The sequence below is a fragment of the Streptomyces sp. NPDC103540 genome, from assembly GCF_055584445.1.
Genome location: NZ_JBVJMA010000002.1, coordinates 581,275 through 603,034, shown reverse-complemented (window position 1 = coordinate 603,034; position 21,760 = coordinate 581,275). Strand labels below are relative to the sequence as shown.

The 21,760-nt window shown below is 73.9% G+C and carries 20 protein-coding genes; 12 read left to right on the top strand and 8 right to left on the bottom strand.

The window, feature by feature from the left end; translation table 11 throughout:
* Positions 1–61 precede the first annotated feature (61 nt).
* From ACZ6ZI_RS07300 to ACZ6ZI_RS07285, 4 genes are all read left to right on the top strand, one after another.
* Complete coding sequence (locus ACZ6ZI_RS07300) at positions 62–1,468, top strand: DUF6421 family protein (RefSeq protein WP_469517280.1); 1,407 nt, start codon at positions 62–64, stop codon at positions 1,466–1,468.
* Positions 1,469–1,494: 26 nt separating this feature from the next.
* On the top strand, positions 1,495–2,256 hold the full coding sequence (locus ACZ6ZI_RS07295; RefSeq protein WP_469517278.1) for an SDR family NAD(P)-dependent oxidoreductase: 762 nt from the start codon (positions 1,495–1,497) through the stop codon (positions 2,254–2,256).
* On the top strand, positions 2,253–3,314 hold the full coding sequence (locus tag ACZ6ZI_RS07290) for a threonine aldolase family protein (RefSeq protein ID WP_469517275.1): 1,062 nt from the start codon (positions 2,253–2,255) through the stop codon (positions 3,312–3,314). The genes ACZ6ZI_RS07295 and ACZ6ZI_RS07290 overlap by 4 nt, the downstream gene beginning before the upstream one ends.
* A gap of 89 nt (positions 3,315–3,403) precedes the next feature.
* Positions 3,404–4,003 (top strand): transglutaminase-like domain-containing protein, encoded by a 600-nt coding sequence (locus ACZ6ZI_RS07285; RefSeq protein WP_469517272.1) that lies wholly within the window; start codon positions 3,404–3,406, stop codon positions 4,001–4,003.
* On the opposite strand, the gene ACZ6ZI_RS07280 is transcribed toward ACZ6ZI_RS07285, so the two are convergent.
* Together ACZ6ZI_RS07280 and ACZ6ZI_RS07275 are read right to left on the bottom strand one after the other, a co-directional pair.
* Positions 3,939–5,192, bottom strand: coding sequence for an MFS transporter (locus ACZ6ZI_RS07280; RefSeq protein ID WP_469517682.1), 1,254 nt, complete (start codon positions 5,190–5,192; stop codon positions 3,939–3,941). The genes ACZ6ZI_RS07285 and ACZ6ZI_RS07280 overlap by 65 nt on opposite strands.
* 252 nt (positions 5,193–5,444) lie before the next feature.
* Positions 5,445–6,167, bottom strand: a complete 723-nt coding sequence (locus ACZ6ZI_RS07275; protein WP_469517269.1) for a lysophospholipid acyltransferase family protein — start codon at positions 6,165–6,167, stop codon at positions 5,445–5,447.
* 254 nt (positions 6,168–6,421) lie between these two features.
* On the opposite strand from ACZ6ZI_RS07275, the gene ACZ6ZI_RS07270 reads away from it, so the two are divergent.
* The 5 genes from ACZ6ZI_RS07270 (at position 6,422) to ACZ6ZI_RS07250 (ending at position 11,255) form a co-directional block, all read left to right on the top strand.
* A complete protein-coding gene (locus ACZ6ZI_RS07270) occupies positions 6,422–6,769 on the top strand; it encodes a thioredoxin family protein (protein WP_469517266.1) in 348 nt (115 codons plus the stop codon).
* A 356-nt stretch (positions 6,770–7,125) separates the two neighbouring features.
* On the top strand, positions 7,126–7,644 hold the full coding sequence (locus ACZ6ZI_RS07265) for a flavin reductase family protein (protein WP_363054296.1): 519 nt from the start codon (positions 7,126–7,128) through the stop codon (positions 7,642–7,644).
* Between the two features lie 203 nt (positions 7,645–7,847).
* On the top strand, positions 7,848–8,633 hold the full coding sequence (locus ACZ6ZI_RS07260; RefSeq protein ID WP_363054238.1) for an electron transfer flavoprotein subunit beta/FixA family protein: 786 nt from the start codon (positions 7,848–7,850) through the stop codon (positions 8,631–8,633).
* A gap of 57 nt (positions 8,634–8,690) precedes the next feature.
* The gene (locus ACZ6ZI_RS07255; protein WP_363054237.1) at positions 8,691–9,653 is read left to right on the top strand and encodes an electron transfer flavoprotein subunit alpha/FixB family protein; all 963 of its coding nucleotides are present in this window, start codon (positions 8,691–8,693) and stop codon (positions 9,651–9,653) included.
* 303 nt (positions 9,654–9,956) lie between these two features.
* Entirely contained in the window at positions 9,957–11,255 is a 1,299-nt protein-coding gene (locus ACZ6ZI_RS07250; protein WP_469517262.1) for a DUF6986 family protein, read from the top strand.
* Positions 11,256–11,279: 24 nt separating this feature from the next.
* Here the strand turns inward: ACZ6ZI_RS07250 and ACZ6ZI_RS07245 are convergent, their stop codons facing one another.
* Positions 11,280–12,551 carry an MFS transporter gene (locus tag ACZ6ZI_RS07245; RefSeq protein WP_469517259.1) on the bottom strand — a complete coding sequence of 424 codons (1,272 nt, stop codon included), beginning with the start codon at positions 12,549–12,551 and terminating at the stop codon, positions 11,280–11,282.
* A gap of 55 nt (positions 12,552–12,606) precedes the next feature.
* Here ACZ6ZI_RS07245 and ACZ6ZI_RS07240 point away from each other — a divergent pair, with 55 nt between their 5' ends.
* Entirely contained in the window at positions 12,607–13,596 is a 990-nt protein-coding gene (locus ACZ6ZI_RS07240; protein ID WP_469517256.1) for an ArsR/SmtB family transcription factor, read from the top strand.
* A 2-nt stretch (positions 13,597–13,598) separates the two neighbouring features.
* On the opposite strand, the gene ACZ6ZI_RS07235 is transcribed toward ACZ6ZI_RS07240, so the two are convergent.
* Complete coding sequence (locus ACZ6ZI_RS07235; protein WP_469517678.1) at positions 13,599–14,594, bottom strand: LacI family DNA-binding transcriptional regulator; 996 nt, start codon at positions 14,592–14,594, stop codon at positions 13,599–13,601.
* Between the two features lie 208 nt (positions 14,595–14,802).
* On the opposite strand from ACZ6ZI_RS07235, the gene ACZ6ZI_RS07230 reads away from it, so the two are divergent.
* Entirely contained in the window at positions 14,803–15,840 is a 1,038-nt protein-coding gene (locus ACZ6ZI_RS07230) for an NUDIX hydrolase (RefSeq protein ID WP_469517253.1), read from the top strand.
* 198 nt (positions 15,841–16,038) lie between these two features.
* Here ACZ6ZI_RS07230 and ACZ6ZI_RS07225 read toward each other — a convergent pair whose 3' ends face one another.
* Complete coding sequence (locus tag ACZ6ZI_RS07225; protein ID WP_469517250.1) at positions 16,039–17,511, bottom strand: MFS transporter; 1,473 nt, start codon at positions 17,509–17,511, stop codon at positions 16,039–16,041.
* Positions 17,508–18,521, bottom strand: a complete 1,014-nt coding sequence (locus tag ACZ6ZI_RS07220; protein ID WP_469517247.1) for a class I SAM-dependent methyltransferase — start codon at positions 18,519–18,521, stop codon at positions 17,508–17,510. The genes ACZ6ZI_RS07225 and ACZ6ZI_RS07220 overlap by 4 nt, the downstream gene beginning before the upstream one ends.
* A 77-nt stretch (positions 18,522–18,598) precedes the next feature.
* On the opposite strand from ACZ6ZI_RS07220, the gene ACZ6ZI_RS07215 reads away from it, so the two are divergent.
* On the top strand, positions 18,599–19,183 hold the full coding sequence (locus ACZ6ZI_RS07215) for a helix-turn-helix domain-containing protein (RefSeq protein WP_363054230.1): 585 nt from the start codon (positions 18,599–18,601) through the stop codon (positions 19,181–19,183).
* Positions 19,184–19,242: 59 nt separating this feature from the next.
* Here ACZ6ZI_RS07215 and ACZ6ZI_RS07210 read toward each other — a convergent pair whose 3' ends face one another.
* Positions 19,243–19,977: an MBL fold metallo-hydrolase gene (locus ACZ6ZI_RS07210; protein WP_469517243.1), complete on the bottom strand. Its 735-nt coding sequence runs from the start codon at positions 19,975–19,977 to the stop codon at positions 19,243–19,245.
* Between the two features lie 110 nt (positions 19,978–20,087).
* Positions 20,088–21,452, bottom strand: a complete 1,365-nt coding sequence (locus ACZ6ZI_RS07205) for a M20/M25/M40 family metallo-hydrolase (protein WP_469517240.1) — start codon at positions 21,450–21,452, stop codon at positions 20,088–20,090.
* Positions 21,453–21,760 lie beyond the last annotated feature (308 nt).

The following is a 21,760-nucleotide window of genomic DNA, read 5'->3' as shown; positions in this document are numbered from 1 at the left end:
GTAGGAGAGCCTCGCATGCATACGCTGTCTTGACGTGAGGTTCTCCTGTGGAGGAAGTGACATGACGGAAACTCTTGTGCCGGGTACTGGCGCTGCTCTGACGGCTGCTGGTGCGCGGGTGGTCGACCACCCGGCGTGGCCCGAGCTCAAGGCCGCCGTGGAGGAGATCCGCCCCTGGCAGGCCACGGACGGCTCCATCGACTTCGAGGCGGAGGGCGCCCCCGCCCCGTCCGTCGTCGCGGCCGCCGTGGAGCGCGTCGTCACCGGCGTCGAGGCGCTGTCGCCGCTGCTGCCGCACGGCGCCGCCTACCACCGCGCGCTCGTCTCCGACCTGCGCAAGTGGGTCGCCGACGGCTTCCGCGTGCCGGATTTCCTCGACTCCCTGCTGGCCTTCCACCCGGCCGCCGAGCGCGCCGACGGCCTCCAGCACCTCGTCGTCTTCCCGATGTACACCCAGAACGGCAACCTCGACCGCAACCTCGAGGCCGTCGTGCTGAAGATGGTGTGGCCCGAGTGGCTCGCCGAGCTGGAGCGCACGCGCTACGACAACCCGCTCTTCCTCGGCATCACCTTCGAGGACTTCACCCCGGGCTACGACACCCACTCCGCGGTGCTCTTCCCGGAGACCATCGCCGTGCGCGAGGCCCCCGAGCGCTTCACCTGGGGCGGCATCTTCTGCGACCGCGAGGCCGCCCGCTACCGCAAGGTGACCGAGGCCGCCGTCGACATCCTGGGCATCGAGCTGCCCGAGGACATCGCGAAGATGGTCGAGGACCAGGAGCGCTGCGAGAAGGCCTTCGTCCTGTGGGACATGGTCCACGACCGCACCCACAGCCACGGCGACCTGCCGTTCGACCCCTTCATGATCAAGCAGCGCCAGCCGTTCTGGATGTACGGCCTGGAGGAGCTGCGCTGTGACCTCACCGCCTTCAAGGAGGCCGTGAAGCTGGAGTCCGAGGGCAACGAGCACGGCCGCGACGTCCAGTACGCCGTCCTCTTCGACCGGATGTTCCGCTTCCCGGTCTCCGGCGACCGCAACCGCAACTACGACGGCCTCGGCGGCCAGCTCCTCTTCGCGTACCTCCACAAGCACGACGTGGTGCGCTGGACGGACAACAAGCTGAAGATCGACTGGATGCGCGCCCCGCAGGTCACCAACCAGCTCTGCGCCGAGATCGAGGACCTCTACCGCGCGGGCATCGACCGCCCGAAGCTCGTCCACTGGTTCAAGGCCTACGAGCTGGTCTCCACCTACCTCGCCCCGCACCCGGGCTCCAAGTGGGCCAAGGGCGCCGACGCCCTCGACCTGTCGCAGCCGCCGCGCAAGCTGGTGGACGACGTGCTTCCCGACGAGTTTCCGCTCAGCATGTTCTATGAGGCCCTCGCCAAGAAGCTCAAGGGCGTGATCGCCTCGACCAAGGGCATCACCGCCCAGAACGCCGAGACGGCCGAGCGGGCCGCCGCGTGAGCACTCGCCCACAGGAGGCTGCACCGATGAACGGCTCCGGGAACGGCAACGGAAGGCTCCACGGAGCGGTGGTCGCGGTGGCCGGGGCCGGCGGCCCCGCCGGCCGCGCCACGCTGATGCGCCTCGCCGAGGCCGGTGCCACGGTGGTGGCCTCCGACGCCGACGCCTCGCGCCTCGCCGAAGCCGTCGACGCCGCCCGCTACGCCCACGGCGGCGCCACCGTCACCGGTGACACCGTCGACCTGCTCGACCTGGAGGCCACCAAGGCCTGGGCCGAACGCACCGAGAAGGAGTTCGGTCGCGTCGACGGCCTCGTCCACCTCGTGGGCGGCTGGCGCGGCAGCAAGACCTTCACCGACGTGGACCTCGCGGACTGGGACTTCCTGGAGAAGCTCCTGATCCGCACCGTCCAGCACACCTCGCTCGCCTTCCACGACGGACTGCTGCGCAGCGACCTCGGCCGGTACGTCCTCATCAGCCAGTCCGGCGCGCACAAGCCGGTCGCCAACAACGCCGCGTACAACGCCGGCAAGGCGGCGGCCGAGGCCTGGACGCTCGCGATGGCGGACTCCTTCCGCAAGGCGGGGGGCGAGGACGGTCCGCGGGCGGCGGCTGCGATCCTGGTCATCAAGGCACTGGTCCACGACGCGATGCGCGCCGAGCGACCCAATGCGAAGTTCGCGGGCTTCACCGACGTCGAGGAGCTGGCCGAGGCCATCGCCGGCGTGTGGGAGCGGCCCGCCTCCGATGTGAACGGACAGCGTCTGTGGCTCACTCCGCAACCGTGAGGACCGATGCCCGCCGCCACCACGACCCGGCGGTGCGGGGTTTCGCGAGCGACAACTACGCGGGGGTGCATCCGGAGATCCTGGAGGCCATCGCGCTCGCCAACGGCGGCCACCAGGTCGCCTACGGCGAGGACGAGTACACCGAGCACCTCCAGAAGGTCTTCCGCAGCCACTTCGGCCCCTACGCCGAGGCCTTCCCGGTCTTCAACGGCACCGGCGCGAACGTCACCGCCCTCCAGGCGATGACGGACCGCTGGGGCGCCGTGATCTGCGCCAAGACCGCCCACATCAACGTGGACGAGGGCGGCGCGCCGGAGCGGATGGCCGGGCTGAAGCTGCTCGCGGTGCCCACCCCGGACGGCAAGCTCACCCCCGAGCTGATCGACCAGGAGGCCTGGGGCTTCGAGGACGAGCACCGCGCGATGCCCCAGGTCGTCTCGATCACCCAGAACACGGAACTCGGCACGGTCTACACCCCGGACGAGATCCGGGCCATCTGCGAGCACGCCCACGGCCTGGGCATGAAGGTGCACCTCGACGGCGCGCGGATCGCCAACGCCGCCGCCTCCCTCGACGTGCCGATGCGGACCTTCACCAACACGGTCGGCGTGGACGTGCTGTCCTACGGCGGCACCAAGAACGGCATGATGTTCGGCGAGGCCGTCGTCGTCGTCAACCCGGACGCCGTCCGGCAGATGAAGCACGTCCGCAAGATGTCGATGCAGCTCGCGTCGAAGATGCGCTTCGTGTCGGTGCAGTTGGAGGCCCTGCTCGCGAAGGACCTGTGGCTGCGCAACGCCCGCCAGGCCAACGCGATGGCGCAGCGGCTGGCGGCCGGGGTGCGCGAGACCGACGGGGTGGAGATCCTCTACCCGGTGCAGGCCAACGCGGTGTTCGCCAAGCTGCCGCACGAGGTGTCGCGCAGGCTCCAGCAGCGCTACCGCTTCTACTTCTGGGACGAGGCCGAGGGCCACGTCCGCTGGATGTGCGGCTACGACACCCAGGAGGAGGACGTCGACGGCTTCCTCCAGGCGCTGAAGGAGGAGCTGGCGCGCTAGGCGCCGGATCCACCACCCAGGCTGAATAGGTATGCCACCGAGCGTAAATCTATTGATCTACGCTCGGTGGCATGCCTATGCTCCCGGGTATGCAGCTGATCCAACAGAACCCGGACATCCATGCCTACTTGGCATCGGACGGGGCGATCGACCACTGGCACCCACGGGTGCAGGACACCGCGGACGCCCTCTGGTCCGCCACCGGCGACGCATATTCATACGCCAAAGTGGCCTTCGAATTCGTCCGCGACACCATCCCGCACTCCGCGGACTCCGGCGACCCCGGCGTGACCTGGCGCGCCTCCGACGTGCTGGCCACCCGCAACGGCATCTGCCACGCCAAGTCCCACGCCCTCGTCGCCCTCCTGCGCGCCCAGGGCATCCCGGCGGGCCTGTGCTACCAGCGGCTCACCGAGGACGACGGCACCGACCCCCTGCTCCACGGGCTCGTCGCCCTGCGCCTGCCCGGAGCCGACCGCTGGTCCCGGGTGGACCCGCGGGGCAACCGGCCCGGCGTCGACGCGCGCTTCGACCTCGACGAGGAACGCCTCGCCTTCCCCGTGCGCCCCGAACTGGGCGAGGTCGACCACCCCGGGGTGTACGCCGCCCCGCATCCCGCCACCCTCACGGCGCTCCGGGAGTCCGCGGACCGGCGGGAGCTGTGGGGGCGCCTGCCGAAGGACCTGTAGCCGCCCCTCGCGTCCGCGCCGCCGCCCGTACGGGTCCGCGCGGCGCCACCAGCGCGTGCAGCGCGGCCCCCGCGAGCTGCAGGCCGGCGATCCCGAGCAGCAGCGTCCACGCCGGCGCGGCGGCCGCCAGCCCCACCAGGGCGGCGCCCGCGGAAGCCGCCGTCACCTTCAGCCCGGCCCCGAGGGTGAACACCTGGGCCCGGGTCCCCGGCGGGGCGAACTCCGAGCGGATCCGCAGCGTGGCCGTCAACAGCGGTCCGTCGCACACCCCCGCCAGCGCGAACAGCACGGCCGTCAAGGGCAGCGACGGCGCGAACGCGGCCCCGGCCAGCGCCACCCCGGTGGCCGCCATCGCCCCGCACGCCATCCGACCCGGGGCGACGGAGGTCATCCGGCCCAGCGTCAGGGAACCCGCCAGCGCGCCCACCGCGAAGGACGTCACCAGCACCCCGCCGCCGCCCGGGCTGCCGAGGCCCCGGGCCAGCAGGACGGACGTCGTGGTCAGCGCCCCGACGCCGACGAAGGCCAGGGTCGTCGCCGAGGTGACGGCCCGCAGCTCCCGCACCCGCCACAGGGCCGCCAGCCCCGCGCCGAGCCCGACCCGGGATCCCTCCCGGGAGGGACCCGCGCCCCGGTCCTCGTACGGGAGCGTGGCCGCCAGGGCCACGGCCAGGGTCCCCGAGAGGGCGAGCGCCAGCATGGCCTGCGCCGCCGAGGCGTACGCGGCCGTCAGGCCGACGACCGCGGGCGCGGTCACCGCCGCCGCGTTGTACGTGGACGCGTCCCAGCCGTAGGCCCGCTCCCGCCGCGGCCCCTCCGGCAACAGCCCCGCGACCAGGCTCGACAGCCCGCCCGTCACCATCGGCCCGCAGGTGCCGCCCAGGACCGCCACCGCGAGCACCACCGGCGTCGGGGCCCGCCCCAGCAGCACGGAGAGCGTCGCCACGGCCACCGTGAACCCGGCCAGCGCCCCCGGGTAGAACAGCCGGGGCCGGCGCGTGCGGGTGGCCAGTACGCCCGCCGGCGGCGCCGCCAGGACGTTCGGCGCCAGCCAGGCGGTGAGGACGAACGCCCCGTGGGCGGCGCTGCCGGTGCGCTCCAGCGCGAGCAGCACCACCGCCATGCCCATGCCCTCGGAGGCGAACCGCGCGGCCAGGGCCGCCCCCAGATACCGGCCGAAGCCGCCCATCGCCATCCCCGTCCCCCTCGTGCCCCGGACCGGCGTGCGCCGGCGGGCTGCCCCTTTCGGAGGGTACGGGGCGGGGCCGTGCGCCGGCAGGCGGCAAAGCGACGGTGGACAACGTTGTCGGATCGACGCGGCGTACGCCTTCGCGCCGCCGGAGCACGCCGTGGACCACCCGCTCCGCGCACCGGAGGGGCCGCCGGACGCGGCGCGGCGACGATCCCGCGGCCGGGATCGTCGCCGCGCCGGGCCGAACGGTCAGCCGGCCTCGCGCACCTGCGCGGCGGTCGGGGCGGTGCCCCCCAGGTGGGCCGGGAGCCACCAGGAGTCCGCCGGGCCCTGCGGCTTGGCCGGGTAGGCGGCCTGGGCGGCGTCCAGCAGCTCCTGGACGCGCTCGCGCAGCCGGCGGGTGATCGCGCCCGCGTACTGGTCGCCCGGGGCCTCCAGCGGCTCGCCGACCCGCATCGTCACCGGGATGTGGCTGCGCTTGAGGTTCTTCGGGCGGCCCTTGGTCCACAGCCGCTGGGTGCCCCACAGCGCCACCGGGATCAGCGGGACGCCGGCCTCCTGGGCCATGCGCGCGGCGCCCGACTTGAAGCTCTTGAGGGTGAACGACTGGGAGATCGTCGCCTCCGGGAACACCCCGATGATCTCCCCGGCCCGCAGCGAGTCCAGGGCGTGCCGGTACGCCGACTCGCCCTGCTCGCGGTCCACCGGGATGTGCTTCATCGCGCGCATCAGCGGGCCCGACACCTTGTGCCGGAACACCGACTCCTTGGCCATGAAGCGGACCAGGCGCTTCTGCGGGCGGGCCGTCAGGCCGGCGAAGATGAAGTCGAGGTAGCCGATGTGGTTCGACACGAGGACCGCACCGCCCTTGCGCGGGATGTGCTCGGTGCCCTTCATGTCGATCCGGATGTCGAGCGCGCGGAAGAGCGTGTGCGCGGCACCGATCACTGGGGGATAGACGAGCTCAGCCATGATGGGGAGACCCCGCTTTCTGCCTGGGGAGGTGCTCCCGGCCGGAAGTTACGGCAGCGTAGGTACGCGACCATGGGGATCGTGCCCCAAACCGGGCCCGGTGGCCAGTCCGCGGGCCCCCGGTCGGGGAGATTCTCGTCACGCGCGACCGCGCGCCGGGAACGCGGGGCGCCGCGGGGGCGCTCGCGTCCGGGGCACCGGCCGGCGAGGGTCGGGTGGGTACGTGCACAAGGGAAGCGTAGACAGGAGTGGGTGTGCGGGGACAGGAACCGGACGCGGCGGGCGCCGGCGGGCACGGGCCGTTGGGCGCCGTCGAGCTGGGTCGGGCGCCGGGGGAGCGGGCCAGCCTGGTCCAGTTCTCCAGCGCCTTCTGCCGGCCCTGCGCGGCGACCCGACGGATCCTCGCGGAGGTGGCGGCCATGGTGGACGGGGTCGAGCACATCGAGATCGACGCCGAGGCGAACCTGGAACTGGTGCGGGCCCTGGCCGTCGAGAAGACCCCGACCGTCCTCGTCCTGGACGCCGCCGGTCGGATCGTGCGCAGGGCGGAGGGGATGCCGCGCAAAGCGGACGTGATCGCGGCCCTGGGCGCGGCGGTCTGAGCCCCGCGAGGCGCGGCGGTGCCGGTGCGGCGGGGCGCGGGACGGCGGGGCGCGGCGGGGCCGGGCGGGCTCCGGCGGCGGCGCCCGCAGGAGTGCCGTACCCCGGTGCGCGCGCCCGTACGCAGCGTGACGCGCCTGACATCTGACCGCTGCGGCTTGACTGTGTACGCGTGAGATCGCCAGGCTGGCCGCATGCGGTATGAACTCCTGCTTTACGGGCGGGTCCATGTGGACCTCGTCCGCCACGCGAGCGCGCGCTGTTGGGATCACTGAACGCCCCCGGCCCCCGATCCCCGATCGCGTCCGCGCCTTTCGCGGCAGAAGGAAGTCCTCCCATGACGGCCCCCACGGTCCCGATGGCCCCGCCCGCCCCCTTCGACGAGGGCCGCCCGGCCCTGCCCGGTTCGCCCGAGCTGCTCCGCTCCGTCTTCCGGCGCCACGCGGCCGGTGTGGCCGTGATCACCGCCGAGAGCGGGGGCCGGCCGGTCGGCTTCACCGCCACCTCGCTCAACTCGGTCTCCGCCGACCCGCCACTGCTCTCGTTCACCATCGGCACCGGGTCCTCCAGTTGGCCGGCCGTACGCGACAGCGAGCACCTGGGGGTCCACATACTCGGCGAGCACCAACGGGAGCTGGCCGGCCTCTTCTCGCGCAGCGGAGCCGACCGCTTCGGCCCGGGCACCGCGTGGACGGACGGGCCGCACGGGGTCCCGCTGCTCGACGGGGTGCTGGCGTGGCTGGTGTGCCGCGTGGTGGCCCGGGTGCCGGCCGGCGCCCACCGGGTGGTGATCGCCGAGGCCGTGGCCGGGGACCCCGCCGGCGAGGGCCGCCCGCTGCTGTACCACCAGGGGCGCTTCAACGCGTTGCGCGACTGAATCGTCCCTGCTGGGGAGGGTTCGGGCGGCGTTGGCCAGATCACAGTTCGCCGGCCTTGCCAGCGGGGAAGACCCACTGTGTACTGACGAGTAACATTCCCTTCGGAGCGCGGCCCGCCCCGACCGGGATCCGCCCCACAAGGCGCCTATGCTGCCTTCACAAGGCGGTACCAGTTAAAAGACGATGCGGTAGGAGAGCCGGCGTGAGCCTGAGGATCGTTGTCTGTGTGAAGTACGTGCCCGACGCCACCGGCGACCGGCAGTTCACCGAGGACCTGACCGTGAACCGCGACGACGTCGACGGCCTGCTGTCGGAGCTCGACGAGTACGCCGTCGAGCAGGCGCTGCAGATCGCCGACGAGGCGGACGACGCGGAGATCACCGTTCTGACCGTCGGCCCCGAGGACGCCAAGGACGCGCTGCGCAAGGCGCTGTCGATGGGTGCCGACAAGGCCATCCACGTCGAGGACGACGACCTCCACGGCACCGACGTCATGGGTACCTCGCTCGTGCTCGCCAAGGCCATCGAGAAGGCGGGCTACGACCTGGTCCTCACGGGCATGGCCTCGACCGACGGCACCATGGGCGTCCTCCCGGCCATCCTCGCCGAGCGCCTGGGCGTCCCGCAGGTCACCCTGCTCTCCGAGGTCAAGGTCGAGGACGGCACCGTGACGGGCCGCCGCGACGGCGACTCCGCGAGCGAGCAGCTGGAGGCCTCCCTCCCGGCGCTCGTCTCCGTGACGGACCAGTCGGGCGAGGCCCGCTACCCGTCCTTCAAGGGCATCATGGCCGCCAAGAAGAAGCCGGTGGAGTCCTGGGACCTGTCCGACCTGGACCTGGAGTCCGACGAGGTCGGCCTCGAAGGCGCCTGGACCGCGGTCGACTCCGCGGCGCAGCGCCCGGCCCGCACCGCGGGCACGATCGTCAAGGACGAGGGCGAGGGCGGCAAGCAGCTGGCCGAGTTCCTGGCCGGCCAGAAGTTCATCTAGAACCTCCGCCGCCCCCTCACGTCCCCGGATACTTCGCAACAGCAGGAGAGCAGTCCCATGGCTGAAGTTCTCGTCTACGTCGACCACGTGGACGGTGCCGTCCGCAAGCCCACCCTCGAGCTGCTGACGCTGGCCCGTCGCATCGGCGAGCCCGTCGCCGTCGCCCTCGGCGCCGGTGCGGACGCCACCGCCGCCGTGCTCGCCGAGCACGGTGCCGTCAAGGTGCTCACCGCCGACGCCCCCGAGTTCACCGACTACCTCGTGGTACCGAAGGTGGACGCGCTCCAGGCCGCGTACGACGCCGTGTCCCCGGCCGCCGTCCTGGTCCCGTCCTCCGCCGAGGGCAAGGAGATCGCCGCCCGCCTGGCGCTGCGCATCGGCTCCGGCATCATCACCGACGCCGTCGACCTGGAGGCCGGTGACGAGGGTCCGGTCGCGACCCAGGCCGCCTTCGCCGCGTCGTTCACCACCAAGTCCCGCGTGTCCAAGGGCACCCCGGTCATCACCGTGAAGCCGAACTCGGCCCCGGTCGAGGCCGCTCCGGCCGCCGGCGCCGTCGAGGCGCTCGCCGTGACCTTCGGCGCCCTGGCCACCGGCACCAAGGTCGTCTCGCGCACCCCGCGCGAGTCGACGGGTCGCCCCGAGCTGACCGAGGCCGCGATCGTGGTCTCCGGTGGCCGCGGCGTCAACGGTGCCGAGAACTTCGCGATCATCGAGGAGCTCGCGGACTCCCTCGGTGCCGCCGTCGGCGCCTCCCGCGCCGCCGTCGACGCCGGTTGGTACCCGCACACCAACCAGGTCGGCCAGACCGGCAAGTCGGTCTCCCCGCAGCTGTACATCGCCTCCGGCATCTCGGGCGCGATCCAGCACCGGGCCGGCATGCAGACCTCGAAGACCATCGTGGCCGTCAACAAGGACGCCGAGGCCCCGATCTTCGACCTGGTCGACTACGGCGTGGTCGGCGACCTCTTCGAGGTCGTCCCGCAGCTGACCGCCGAGATCAAGGCCCGCAAGGGCTAGTGGCGCCCGGGGCCGGCGCTCACCGCCGGCTCCCGAACGCAGACGCGAGGGCCTTCCGGGCCGGGGCGGACGATCGTGTCCGCGCCGCCCGGGAGGCCCTGCGTCGTATCGGGGCGCCTGCGGCGGGGGCCCCGTCCTGACCAGCGCGTGTGTCGTCCGCGGGGCCGTGTGGTGATTGTCACCACACGGCCCCGGCTCGTTGGGCCGGGACGGCGGGGGGACCATTGACTGAGCGGAACCCCGTGACTAAATTCTGCTATGCGGATCTAAGCTTCCGTGAAGCGGAAAAGAGGAGAGTGCACGATGGGTCAGCAGGAGAAGGTGGCGACGAGCCTCGCAGGCGCGGTCAGCGAGGGCATCAGCGCCTCCCTGGCGCCGGTGGACGCGGAACTCGCGCGTCACTACCCGGGCGACCCCGGCACCCGTCAGCCCATCCACACCGTCTACGTCCCCGGCGACGTCTTCGCGGCCGACACCATCCGCTCCTGGGGGGACCAGGCCCTGGCCGCCCTCGACGAGCACGCCCCGGACGCCGCCACCTTCGCCAAGGTCCTCGGCATCTCCGACGAACTGGCCGGCCCCGTCTACGACCGCGTCCGCGCCAAGCTCCTGAGCGAGCCGATCGAGGACCTCCGCGTCGACTTCGAGGACGGCTTCGGCGTCCGCTCCGACGAGGAGGAGGACCAGGCGGCCGCCCGCGCCGCCCGGCTGATCTCCGAGGCGTACTCCAACGGCACCAACGCCCCCTACATGGGCATCCGCATGAAGTGCATGGAGTCCAACGTCCGCGACCGCGGCATCCGCACCACCGACGTCTTCCTCTCCGGCCTCCTCGCCCACGGCGGCCTCCCGGACAACCTCGTCCTGACCCTGCCCAAGGTGACCTACGCCGAGCAGGTCTCCGCGTTCGTCAAGCTCCTGGAGGCCTTCGAGTCCTCCCGCGGCCTGCGCCCCGGCCGCATCGGCTTCGAGATCCAGATCGAGACCAGCCAGTCCATCCTCGCCTCCGACGGCACCGCCACGGTCGCCCGCATGATCGAGGCCTCCCAGGGCCGCGCCACCGGCCTGCACTACGGCACCTTCGACTACAGCGCGTGCGTCGGCGTCTCCGCCGCCTACCAGGCCAGCGACCACCCCGCCGCCGACCACGCCAAGGCGATCATGCAGGTCGCGGCCGCTGGCACCGGCGTACGGGTCTCCGACGGCTCCACCAACGTGCTGCCGATCGGCACCACCGAGAAGGTCCACGAGGCCTGGAAGCTGCACTACGGCCTCACCCGCCGCGCCCTGGCCCGCGCCTACTACCAGGGCTGGGACATGCACCCGGGCCACCTCCCGACCCGCTACGCGGCCGTCTTCACCTTCTACCGCGAGGGCCTGGAGGCCGCCGCCGCCCGCCTCAAGGCGTACGTCGCCAAGATCGAGGGCGACGTGATGGACGAGCCGGCCACCGCCAAGGCCCTCGCCGGCTACCTGGTCCGCGGCCTGGACTGCGGCGCCGTCGGCATCGAGGAGGTCACCTCCCTCACCGGCCTGACCCGCGCCGAACTGGACGCCTTCGCCATCCCGCGCCGCTCGGCGACCCTGACCGCCACCTGCTGACCCCGCGGGGCGCGCGGCGCCGGGTCACCCGGCCCCGCCGCGCGCCGGCGCACGGCCCGTCCGGGACCCTTCCGGACGGGCCCCGTCCTTCCCGGACCGGGCCCGCCGCGCGGCCGGCCCCGACAGGTGCCGGCCCAGGGCGAGCACGGCGAGCACCGCCACGAACGCGCACACCCCCGCCCACCCGGCGAACCCGTGGATGCGCACGCCCAGCCAGGAACCGGCACTTCCGCCCAGGTAGGCGCAGGTCATGTACGCCGTGTTGAGCCGGCCCCGGGCATCGGGGCGCACGGCGAAGACCCGGGCCTGGTTGGCGACCGTCCCGCACTGCAACGCCACGTCGAGCAGCAGTGTGCCCGCCGTCAGCGCGAACAGCCCCCACGCACCGCCCGCGACGCCCCCGGCGAGGACGCCGGCCGAGAGCAGGACGCCGATCAGGCAGGCGAGGTTCATCCCGTCGGGACCGCGCCGGTCCACCCACCGCCCGGCGAGCGGGGTGCACAGCATCGTCACCGCGCCGACCAGGGCGAGCATCCCCACCGCCCGGGTGTCCATCCCGTACGTCGGACCGGTCAGCAGCAGCGCCAGGCAGGTCCAGACGGCCGAGAAGGCCCCGAAGACCGACGCCTGGTAGAGGCAGGAACGGCGCAGTTCGGGCTCCGCGCGCAGCAGCCGCGGCGCGTCCGTCAGCAGCGTCCGGTACGGGCGGGGCGGGGGAGGGGGCGTGGCCGGCAGCGCGCGGGCCAGGACGCCCGCGAGGAGCAGGACCACGACCGCCGCCGCCAGGTACGGGGCCCGCCACCCCAGCCGCTCCCCGAGCGTCGAGCTGAACGTACGGGCGAGCAGCATGCCGCCGATGGACCCGCTCAGCAGGGTCCCCATCACCGCGCCCCGCCGATCCGGGGCCACCAGCCCGGCGGCCATCGGGGCGATGATCTGCGCGGCCACGGTCGAGACGCCGACGCAGACGCCGGCGGCGACGAGGAACGGCAGCGCGGGTGCGCAGCCCGCCGCGAGCAGGGCCGCGCCGGAGAGGGCGAGCAGGGTCACCAGGTACGGCCGGTGCGGCAGCCGGTCGCCGAGCGGGACCAGCAGGAACATCCCGAGCGTGTAACCGACCTGGGTGGCCGTCACCACGAGCGAGGCGGTGTCGGGGGAGACGTCCAGACCCGTCGCGATCAGGGGGCCGATCGCCTGCGGGAAGTAGATGTTCCCGACGGCCACGGCGCAGGTCAACGCCAGGACCAGGACGGTTCCCCGCCCCAACTCGGCCCGCGGGGCCGCTGTTCGTGTCATGCGTCGAGTCCACGGCACCCGGGCCCCGCGGCCAATCGATGTAGCGTGATGCTTAATGATCAGTTTCGGGCTCGGCGTCGAGGACCTCGCCGACACGCGGTTCGCCCTCTCCCCGTTGGGCGAGACGGTCTTCAGCCTGCGCGTGCTCCGCGAGCCGGGCCTCTCGGCCCTCCACCTGCCGTGGCGCGCCTCCGTCCTGGCCCGCCTCGACGTCCTCGACGGCCGGCTGTTGACGTCCCTGGTCGCGCCGCGCCTCACCCTGCCGGACTTCCTGACGCCCCGACCGGCCGACTTCGACCCGGCGTTCGAGGAGGAACTGGCCGGTGTCCGCGCCACCCCGCCCGACCTGGTCCGACGGGACCTGATCGCCGCGTACGCCCCGGACCCCCTCCCCGCGCCGCTCGCGGACGCCGCCCGCGCGGACCCGGCGCGGGTCGCCGCCCTGCGCGACGCCGTCTGCGACGTGCTGCGCGACTACTGGGAGGTCGCCGTCCGGCCGCTGTGGCCCCGGATGCGGACGCTGCTGGAGGCCGACATGACCTACCGCGCCCGGCAACTGGCCGTGGGCGGGGCCCGCCGGCTGTTCGCCGGGATGCACCCCAACCTGCGCTGGCACGACGGCGTCCTGTACGTCGACCGGATGCTCGCCGCCCACCACGTCGAGGCGCACGGCCGGGGACTGCTCCTGGTCCCCTCGGTGTTCGCGCACAAGCCCGCGCCCCCGGTGAGCCCCGAGGAGCCTCCCCTGCTCGTGTATCCCAGCCGGGGGGTGGCGACGCTGTGGGATCCGGCGCCGACGGCCGACGCGTCCGCGCTGGACGCCCTGCTCGGAGCCCCCAGGGCGCGGATGCTCCGCCTCCTCGACGAGCCGCTGCCCACGGTGGAGATCGCCCGCCGCTTCCGGGTCACCCCGAGCGCCGTGTCCCAGCACCTGCGGGTGCTGTACGCCGCCGGTCTGTTGGCGCGGGCCCGTGACGGGCGGCTGGTCCTGTACCGGCGCAGCCCCCTCGGCGACCTGCTGGTGGGCGGCGGCGGGGCGGCGTAGCGCTACGACGTCGGCTCCGCCGGGGGGAGTTCGCCCGAGCCGCGCGGGATCAGGCGGGTCGGGAGCTCGATCCGGGCCGGGGGCAGGTCGGCGCCGGCCAGCCGCTGGAAGAGCCGGTCCGTGGCCACCCGGCCCAGCGCGGCGGCGTCCTGGGCGACCACCGTCACCCCGGGGCGCAGCAGGTCGGCGAGCTCGAAGTCGTCGAAGCCGACCAGCGCCACCGGCCGGTCCCGGTCCGCGAGGACCCGTACCACGGTGACCGTCACCCGGTTGTTGCCGGCGAAGAACGCGGTCACCGGCTCCGGGCCTTCGAGCATCGCGCGGGCCGCCCCCGACACCCGCTGGGGGGCCGTGGAGCCCACCGACACCCAGGAGGGGTCCACCGGCAGGTCCGCGTCCGCCATCGCCGCCCGGTAGCCGCGCAGTCGTTCCGTCGCGGTGTGGATGTGCGGCTGGTCACCGATGAATCCGATCCGGCGGTGCCCGCCCGCGATCAGGTGGGCCACCCCGTCGCGGGCGCCGCCGAAGCTGTCCGACAGCACCACGTCCGCGTCGATCCGGCCGGCCGGACGGTCCACGAACACCATGGCCACCCCGGCCCGGATCTCCGGCTCCAGGTAGCGGTGGTCGTCCCCGGCCGGGATCACGATCAGCCCGTCCACCCGGCGGGCGCACAGGGCCAAGGCCAACTCCCGCTCGCGGTCCGGGTCCTCCGCGCTGGACCCGTTGATCAGCAGCGCGCCGTGCGTGCGGGCCACCTCCTCGACGGCCCGGTTCAGGGGACCGTAGAAGGGGTCCGCGAGGTCCTCGAGGACCAGACCCACCGTCGCGGTACGCCCCTTGCGCAGCACGCGGGCGCTGTCGTTGCGGCGGAACCCGAGGGCCTCGATGGCCTCCTGGACCCGGTGCTCGGTGTCGGGGGTCACCCCCGGCTCGCCGTTGACGACCCGGGAGACCGTCTTGAGGCCCACACCCGCCCGGGCCGCCACGTCCTTCATGGTCGGCCGGTTGCCGTATCGGGGCTCGGACGGGCGGCGGCTGTGCGGCACGGTGGGGAAACCTCCGGGACGGCGGTGGCGGACGACGGTTGGGGCAGGGCCCTGACCTTGAGGATAAGCACTCGTCCGGTGCGCGGGTTTCCGTGGCAGGGTGGTGCGGGCAAGCCACTGGGGGCTTCGCAGGCGAGCCATCGGGAGAGGGGTAGACGTGATTGTCTGGATCAACGGCACGTTCGGCGCCGGGAAGAGCAGCACGGCCCGCGAACTGACCGGACTTCTGCCGGACGGCACCCTGTTCGACCCGGAGTTCATCGGCGACGTGCTGATGCGGATCCTGCCGGACGAACGCCGTGCCGAGGTCACGGACTACCAGGACCTGCCGAGTTGGCGCCGCCTCGTCGTGGACGGGGCGGCGGCGCTGCTGGCGGAGGTGGGCGGCGTGCTGGTGGTGCCGATGACCCTGCTGCGCCAGGAGTACCGCGACGAGATCTTCGGCGGGCTCGCGGCCCGCCGGATCGCCGTGCGGCACGTGCTGCTCGCACCGGCGGAAACGATCCTGCGGGAGCGGATCGCCACCCGTCGGGAGCCCGGGGCGCCCGAGACGGTCGACGTCCGGGTCAGACAGTGGGCGTACGACCACATCCCCGCCTACCGACAGGCCTTCGGCTGGCTGAGCGCCGACGCGCACGTCATCGACAACGGGCAGCTCACGGTCCGCGAGACGGCGGAGCGGATCGCCGAGGCCCTACGGTCCGGCACGGCGCCGGCCTGCGACATCGTGCAGACCCCGGAGCCGACGCGCGAGACGGTGGCCTCGGGGGTGCTGCTCTTCGACGACGCGGACCGGGTGCTGCTGGTGGATCCGACGTACAAGCCGGGCTGGGAGTTCCCCGGCGGCGTCGTGGAGGCGGGCGAGGCGCCGACCCGGGCGGGCGTGCGCGAGGTCGAGGAGGAGCTCGGCCTGACCCTGGACCGGGAACCGGACCTGCTCGTGGTCGACTGGGAGCCGCCCTGCCCGCCGGCGTACGGGGGGCTGCGGTTGCTCTTCGACGGCGGCCGGCCGACGCCCGCGCAGATCGCCCGACTGCGCCTGCCCGGCCCGGAGCTGCGGGCCTGGCGGTTCGTCACGGAGGCGGAGGCCGCCGAACTGCTGCCGCCGCACCGCTTCGAGCGCCTGCGGGGGGCGCTGCGCGCCCGGGAACGCGGCCGCCCGCTGTACCTGGAGGCGGGCCGGCCCACACCCTGACGCGGGCCGGGAGGCCTTCGTCCGCCTGCCGGGTCGCGCGGGCCGTGCGGGCCGTGCGGGCCGTGCGGTGCTCGGGTCGGGGCCGCCCGGGCCGCGCCGTGGCCCTCGGCCACGGGGGCGAGACGTGCCCGCCCGCCTGCCCTGCGCGCGGTCCGGGGGTCGCGGCCGCCCGGGCCGCGCTGCCGCCCCGTGCCGTGGTCACGAGGGCCGCGGGCGCCGGCGGGCCCTCGTCCGGGCTCCCGCGCACACCGCGAGCGCGACGGCGATCAGGGCCGCCGCCACCGCGTACGTGACCCGCGTACCGGCGGCGACGGCGCCCGGCCCCGCCGTCGTGACGTCCGCCGCGCCCGAGGCCAGGGCGAACACGGCGCCCATGGCCGAGGCGCCGGTGATGAGTCCGAGGTTGCGCGACAGGTTGAGCAGCCCCGAGACCACGCCCCGCCGGTCCGCCGGGACGTCCGCCATCACGGCGGCGTTGTTCGCCGTCTGGAACACGGCGTAGCCGCACGTGAGCAGGGCCAGCGGGGCCAGGTGACCGGCAACGCCGAGCCTCGGGGAGGCCGCCGCGAGCAGGCAGGCACCGGCGACCATGACCAGCAGCCCGGCGACCGTCGTCCGCCGGGCGCCGAACCGGTCGGTCAGACGCCCGGCCGGGACACCGGTCAACGCCGCGACGAGCGGACCCACCGACAGGGCGAGGCCGGTGAGGGCGGCGTCCAGCCCCAACGCCCGCGACAGGTGGAAGGGGCCGACCACCATCGTGGCCATCACCACGGTCGACACGAGCGCGCTCATGGCCAGCCCCGCGCTCAGCTCCGGGTCGCGGAAGGCCGCCGGCCGCACCAGCGCCGCCGCCGCCCGCGCCTCGACGCGTACGAACACCACCGCCCCGCACAGCGCCACCGCCGACAACGCCCACACCATCGGCCCGGAGACGCCCCCGCCCGGGGCCAGGGCCAGCGCGTACGCGGCCAGCGTCGCGGCGAGGACCAGGGTGCCCGCGTGGTCGAAGCGGGGCCGGCCGTCGGCGCGGGGCGCCGGGGCGTCGGCGGGCAGCCGGCGGCGCACCAGGAGGAACGCCAGGACGCCGAGCGGCACCTGGACGAGGAAGATCGCCCGCCAGCCGGGGCCGGCGAGCAACAGTCCGCCCAGGGAGGGGCCCAGCGCGGTGCCGACCGCCGAGGTCGTGCCCAGGATCCCCATGGCCCGCCCGGTGGCCTCGCGGGGGACGGTCCCGCCGACGAACGCCATGGTCAGCGCCATCATCACGGCCGCCCCGACCCCCTGCGCCGCCCGGGCCGCGATCAGCAGCCCGAGGGTGGGGGCGAGGCCGCACAGGACGGACGCGGCCGTGAAGAGGGCGATCCCGGCCGACAGCAGCCGGCGGCGCCCGAGCAGGTCACCGAGGCGTCCCGCCCCGACGATCAGGCCGGTGACGGTGAGGAGGTACGCGAGGACCACCCACTGCACCCCCTGGAAGGACGCGGAGAACTCCCGTGCCAGGGAGGGGAGCGCGACGTTCGCGATGCCGGCGCCGAGCGAGGACAGCAGCGCGGACAGGGCGAGCGCGGCCAACGCCCACCGCGCCGACGCGGGCCGGGCCCCGGCCGCCGGCGGCGTGGCCGGCGCCGTGGCGGGGTTCGCGTCGGGGTTCGCGTCGGGGCGTCTCACGAGGCGGCCCGCCGCGCACCGTCGTGCGGCCGTACGCCGGTGTGGACCGTGACGGCGGACAGCAGGAAGACGTCGGGGCGCAGCAGCACGCCCGCCTCCGACGCGGGATCCACCAGCACGTCGAGGGTCCTCAGGTCCTCCGCGTCCAGGAATCCGCCCGTGTTCTCGCGCAGCCGGCTCAACTGGAGGTGCAGGAAGGCCCGGCCGGCGTCGTCCAGCGGGGCGGGCACGTCCACCAGGGCCGTGAAGGAGCGTACGTCGCCCAGCCCGGCGCGGCGGAGCATGGCCGCCCAGTCCTCGACGACGGGAGTGCTCCCGGGGAGGGACTCCCGCATGTCCTGGAAGGACCGCTCGTGGGCGGCGTCCAGCCGGGACTGGAGCCCCGGCCGGCCCACGCCGATGTCACGCGGCAGGAACCGCATCGGCAGCCCGCCCTCCGCGACGGCGAGCACCCCGCCCGGCCGCAGGGCGCCGGCCAGCGTGTCCAGCGCGGCCTGCTGGTCCCCGAGGTGGTGCACGGTCTTGCTGGTCCACACGAGGTCGGCGGTGCCGACGCCGCCGTCCCCGGACAGGTCCTCGGGCAGGCGCGCGTGGCGGGCGGTGACCCGGCCGGCCAGGCCCAGCCGGTCGGCGCGGGCCAGGGTGCGGTCCAGCAGCGCGGCGCTGCCGTCCACGGCGACGGCCTCGGCGTGCGGGAAGGTCTCGGCGAGCAGGCAGGTCATCACGCCGGGCCCGCTGCCGATGTCGAGGACGCGGCGCACCGGCCGGTCCGGGCCGAAGAGCGCGCCCAGCTGGTCGGCGATGCGGCGGTGGGCCGGGAGGTGCAGTTCGGCGCCGGTCTCCAGGTGGTCGGCGAGCACCGACCAGTCGAGGTCTGCGTGGTCGCCGTGGCCGTGGCCGTGGGCGTGCGCGGGGGCGGCGTGTCCGTCGACCGGGCCGTCATGGCCGGAGTCGTGGCCGGAGTCGTGGCCGTGGCGTCCGGCCGGGGCGTGGTGCGCGTGTGTCGTCATGCCGGGAGGGTGCGGCCCCGCCCGAAGGTCTGGCAACTTGTGTTGCCGATTCCGGGAAACCGGGGTGGAATGCCCGCATGGACACACCGGAGCCCTATCAGTCGGTACTGGACGAGGTCGCACCCCGGCTCAAGCGGTTGCGCGCCCAGCGGGGGCTCACCCTGGCGGCGCTCTCCGAGGAGACCGGCATCTCCAAGAGCACCCTCTCCCGGCTGGAGTCCGGTCAACGCCGCCCCAGTCTGGAGTTGCTGCTGCCGCTCGCGGGCGCCTACCGGGTGCCGCTCGACGACCTGGTGGGCGCGCCCGAGGTCGGGGACCCGCGGGTCCGCCTGAAGCCGCATCCGCTGCCCCACGGGGGGACCGTCGTCCCGCTGACCCGGACCCCGGGGCCCCTCCAGGCGTACAAGATGATCATCACCGACCGGGGCTCGGAGCCCGACCGCCGGACGCACGAGGGCTACGAGTGGCTGTACGTGCTCGACGGGAAGCTCCGGCTGGTCCTCGCCGAGCACGATCTCGTGCTCGGGCCCGGCGAGGCGGCCGAGTTCGACACCCGCGTGCCCCACTGGTTCAGCAGCGCGGACGGGCGGCCCGTGGAGGTCCTCAGCCTGTTCGGGCGACAGGGCGAGCGGATGCACGTCCGGGCCAAGCCGCAGAGCTGAACGCCCCGCCGGCGGACCCGCCTCTCGACGGCCCCGGGCCCCTGCCCCCCGCCTCGGACTCAGCCCGCGGCTTCGGGGGCCGCGGCCGCGGTCGCCTCGGCCTCCTCGGTGGCCTTCACCGCGCCGAGGAGGGTTTCCGCGGTGTCCGTCACCCACGGGTCGCCGTGCCCGAAGCAGGCCACGGACGGCGCGAGTTCGGCCAGGCGGCGGAACGACGCGACGGCCCGCGCGCGGTCCACGTTGAACACGCCCAGCATCACTTGACCCACGCCCGCGACGCAGTCACCGGTGAACAGGACCCCGTGCCGGGGCAGGTGCACGCCGATGCTGCCCGGAGTGTGTCCCGGTGCGTGGACCACCACCGCCCCGTCGCCGAACGGCAGCACCTCGCCGTCCTCCAACTCCCGGTCCACCGGGGTCGGCGGCGCCAGCGGAACCGTCAGGCCGTGCGCGTACAGCGGGACCTCCCAGTCCAGCAGCACCGGCTCGGGCACGGGCAGTTCGCCGCGGACCACGGGCGCGTCCAGCCGGTGCGCCCACACCCGCGCGCCCCAGCGGGCGGCCAGTTCCCCGGCGGCGCCCACGTGGTCACGGTGGCAGTGCGTCAGGACGATCCGCTCCAACCCTTCGGGCCGCGACCCGAGGGAACGTATCGCCTCCTCGATCGCGCCGGCCGATCCGGCGTGGCCGGCGTCGATGAGGGTGAGGGCTTCGCCGTCCCGCCAGAGGTAGGCCTGGCCGATCGGGAAGCGGAGCATGTGGAGCCGGTCCGGGAGCAGTTCTACGAGGTCCATAGCGGGGAACGTAGACGCCCGAACCGGCTCCGCGCGCGTGACTTCACCGGGAGCGGACTACGCCCTGGGCGCAGTGCGCCCGGGGCGAAATCCCCTTCCGCGGGCGGGTGTCAGCCGCGCTTGGACTCGGCGTAGTTCACCAGGAACAGGGCCTCCGCGACCGACAGCCGCTCCAGCTCCTGCGGGGACACGCTCTCGTTCACCGCGTGGATCTGCGCCTCCGGCTCGCTCAGCCCGATCAGCAGCATCTCCGCGCCCGGGTAGAGCGAGGTCAGGGTGTTGCACAGCGGGATCGACCCGCCCATGCCGCTGACCTGCATCTCCTGGCCGGGGTAGGCGACGCTCATCGCCGCCGCCATCGAGGCGTACGCCGGGCTCGTCGTGTCGGCCTGGAACGGCTGGCCCTGGCCGACGACCTCCAGCTCCAGGCGGGCCTTCCACGGGGTGTGCGCCACCAGGTGCGCCTCCAGCAGCTTGATCGCCTCGCCGGTGTCCACGCCCGGCGGCACGCGCAGGCTGATCAGCGCGCCGGCGCTCGCGTGCACGGACGGGGTCGCGCCGATCACCGGCGGGCAGTCGATGCCGAGGACGGTGACGGCGGGGCGGGCCCAGAGCCGGTCGGCGATGGTGCCCTCACCGATGAGCTCGACGCCGTCCAGCACCTTCGCGTCCGCGCGGAAGTCCTCCTCCGGGTACTGCAGGCCCTCCCACACGGCGTCCGAGGCCAGGCCGTCCACCGTCGTGGAACCGTCGGCCGAACGCAGCGACGCGAGCAACTGCACCAGCGCGGCCAGCGCGTCGGGGGCGACACCGCCGAACATGCCCGAGTGCAGGTTGCCGCCCAGCGTGTCGATCTTGACCTTGATCAGGGTCATGCCGCGCAGGGTGGCCGTGACCGTCGGCAGGCCGAGGCGGAAGTTGCCCGCGTCGCCGATGACGATGGTGTCGGCGGCCAGCAACTCCGGGTGCGCCTCGGCGTACTGCTGGAGACCGCCGGTGCCCTGCTCCTCCGAGCCCTCCACGATCACCTTCACGGAGACCGGGATCCCGCCGTTGGCCTTCAGGGCGCGCAGCGCCAGCAGGTGCATGATGAACCCGCCCTTGCAGTCGGCGGCGCCGCGCCCGTACCAACGGCCGTCGCGCTCGGTCAGCTCGAAGGCGGGGGAGATCCAGGCGGCGTCGTCCAGCGGCGGCTGCACGTCGTAGTGCGCGTACAGCAGTACGGTCGGGGCGCCCTCGGGGCCGGGCAGGAAGCCGTACACGGACTGGGTGCCGTCGGGGGTGTCGAGCAGCGCCACGTCCCGGAAGCCCTCGACGCGCAGGGCGTCGGCCACCCAGGCCGCGGCGGCCTCGCTCTCGCTCTTGGGGAACTGCGCCCAGTCCGCGACCGACTGGAAGGCCACCAACTCGGCCAGCTCCGCCTTGGCGCGGGGCATCAGCGAGGCGATGGTCTCGGCGATCGGATTCTGGGACATGGGCACGCTCCTCGTGGGTGCGACGTTGTATGGGTGCCGGGGTACGGCGGTACGGCGGTACTGCGCGGTCGCGGTACGGCGGTCCCCGTACGGCGGAAAACAAGGTGAAGCCGGCAACGATCCTCGCACAGAGGGTCCGGTCCCACTCGCGCCGTAGGATTTCCACGGCATCCGAGCAACCGCGTGATCAGGAGCAGCAGCACATCGTGAGCAGCGACGACGACGTACACGGCGCAAGCGCAGAGCAGGCCGCTCAGGGGGCGGACGAGGGGACGGCGCCCGCAGCGGCGGACGGCACGGAAGGCGGC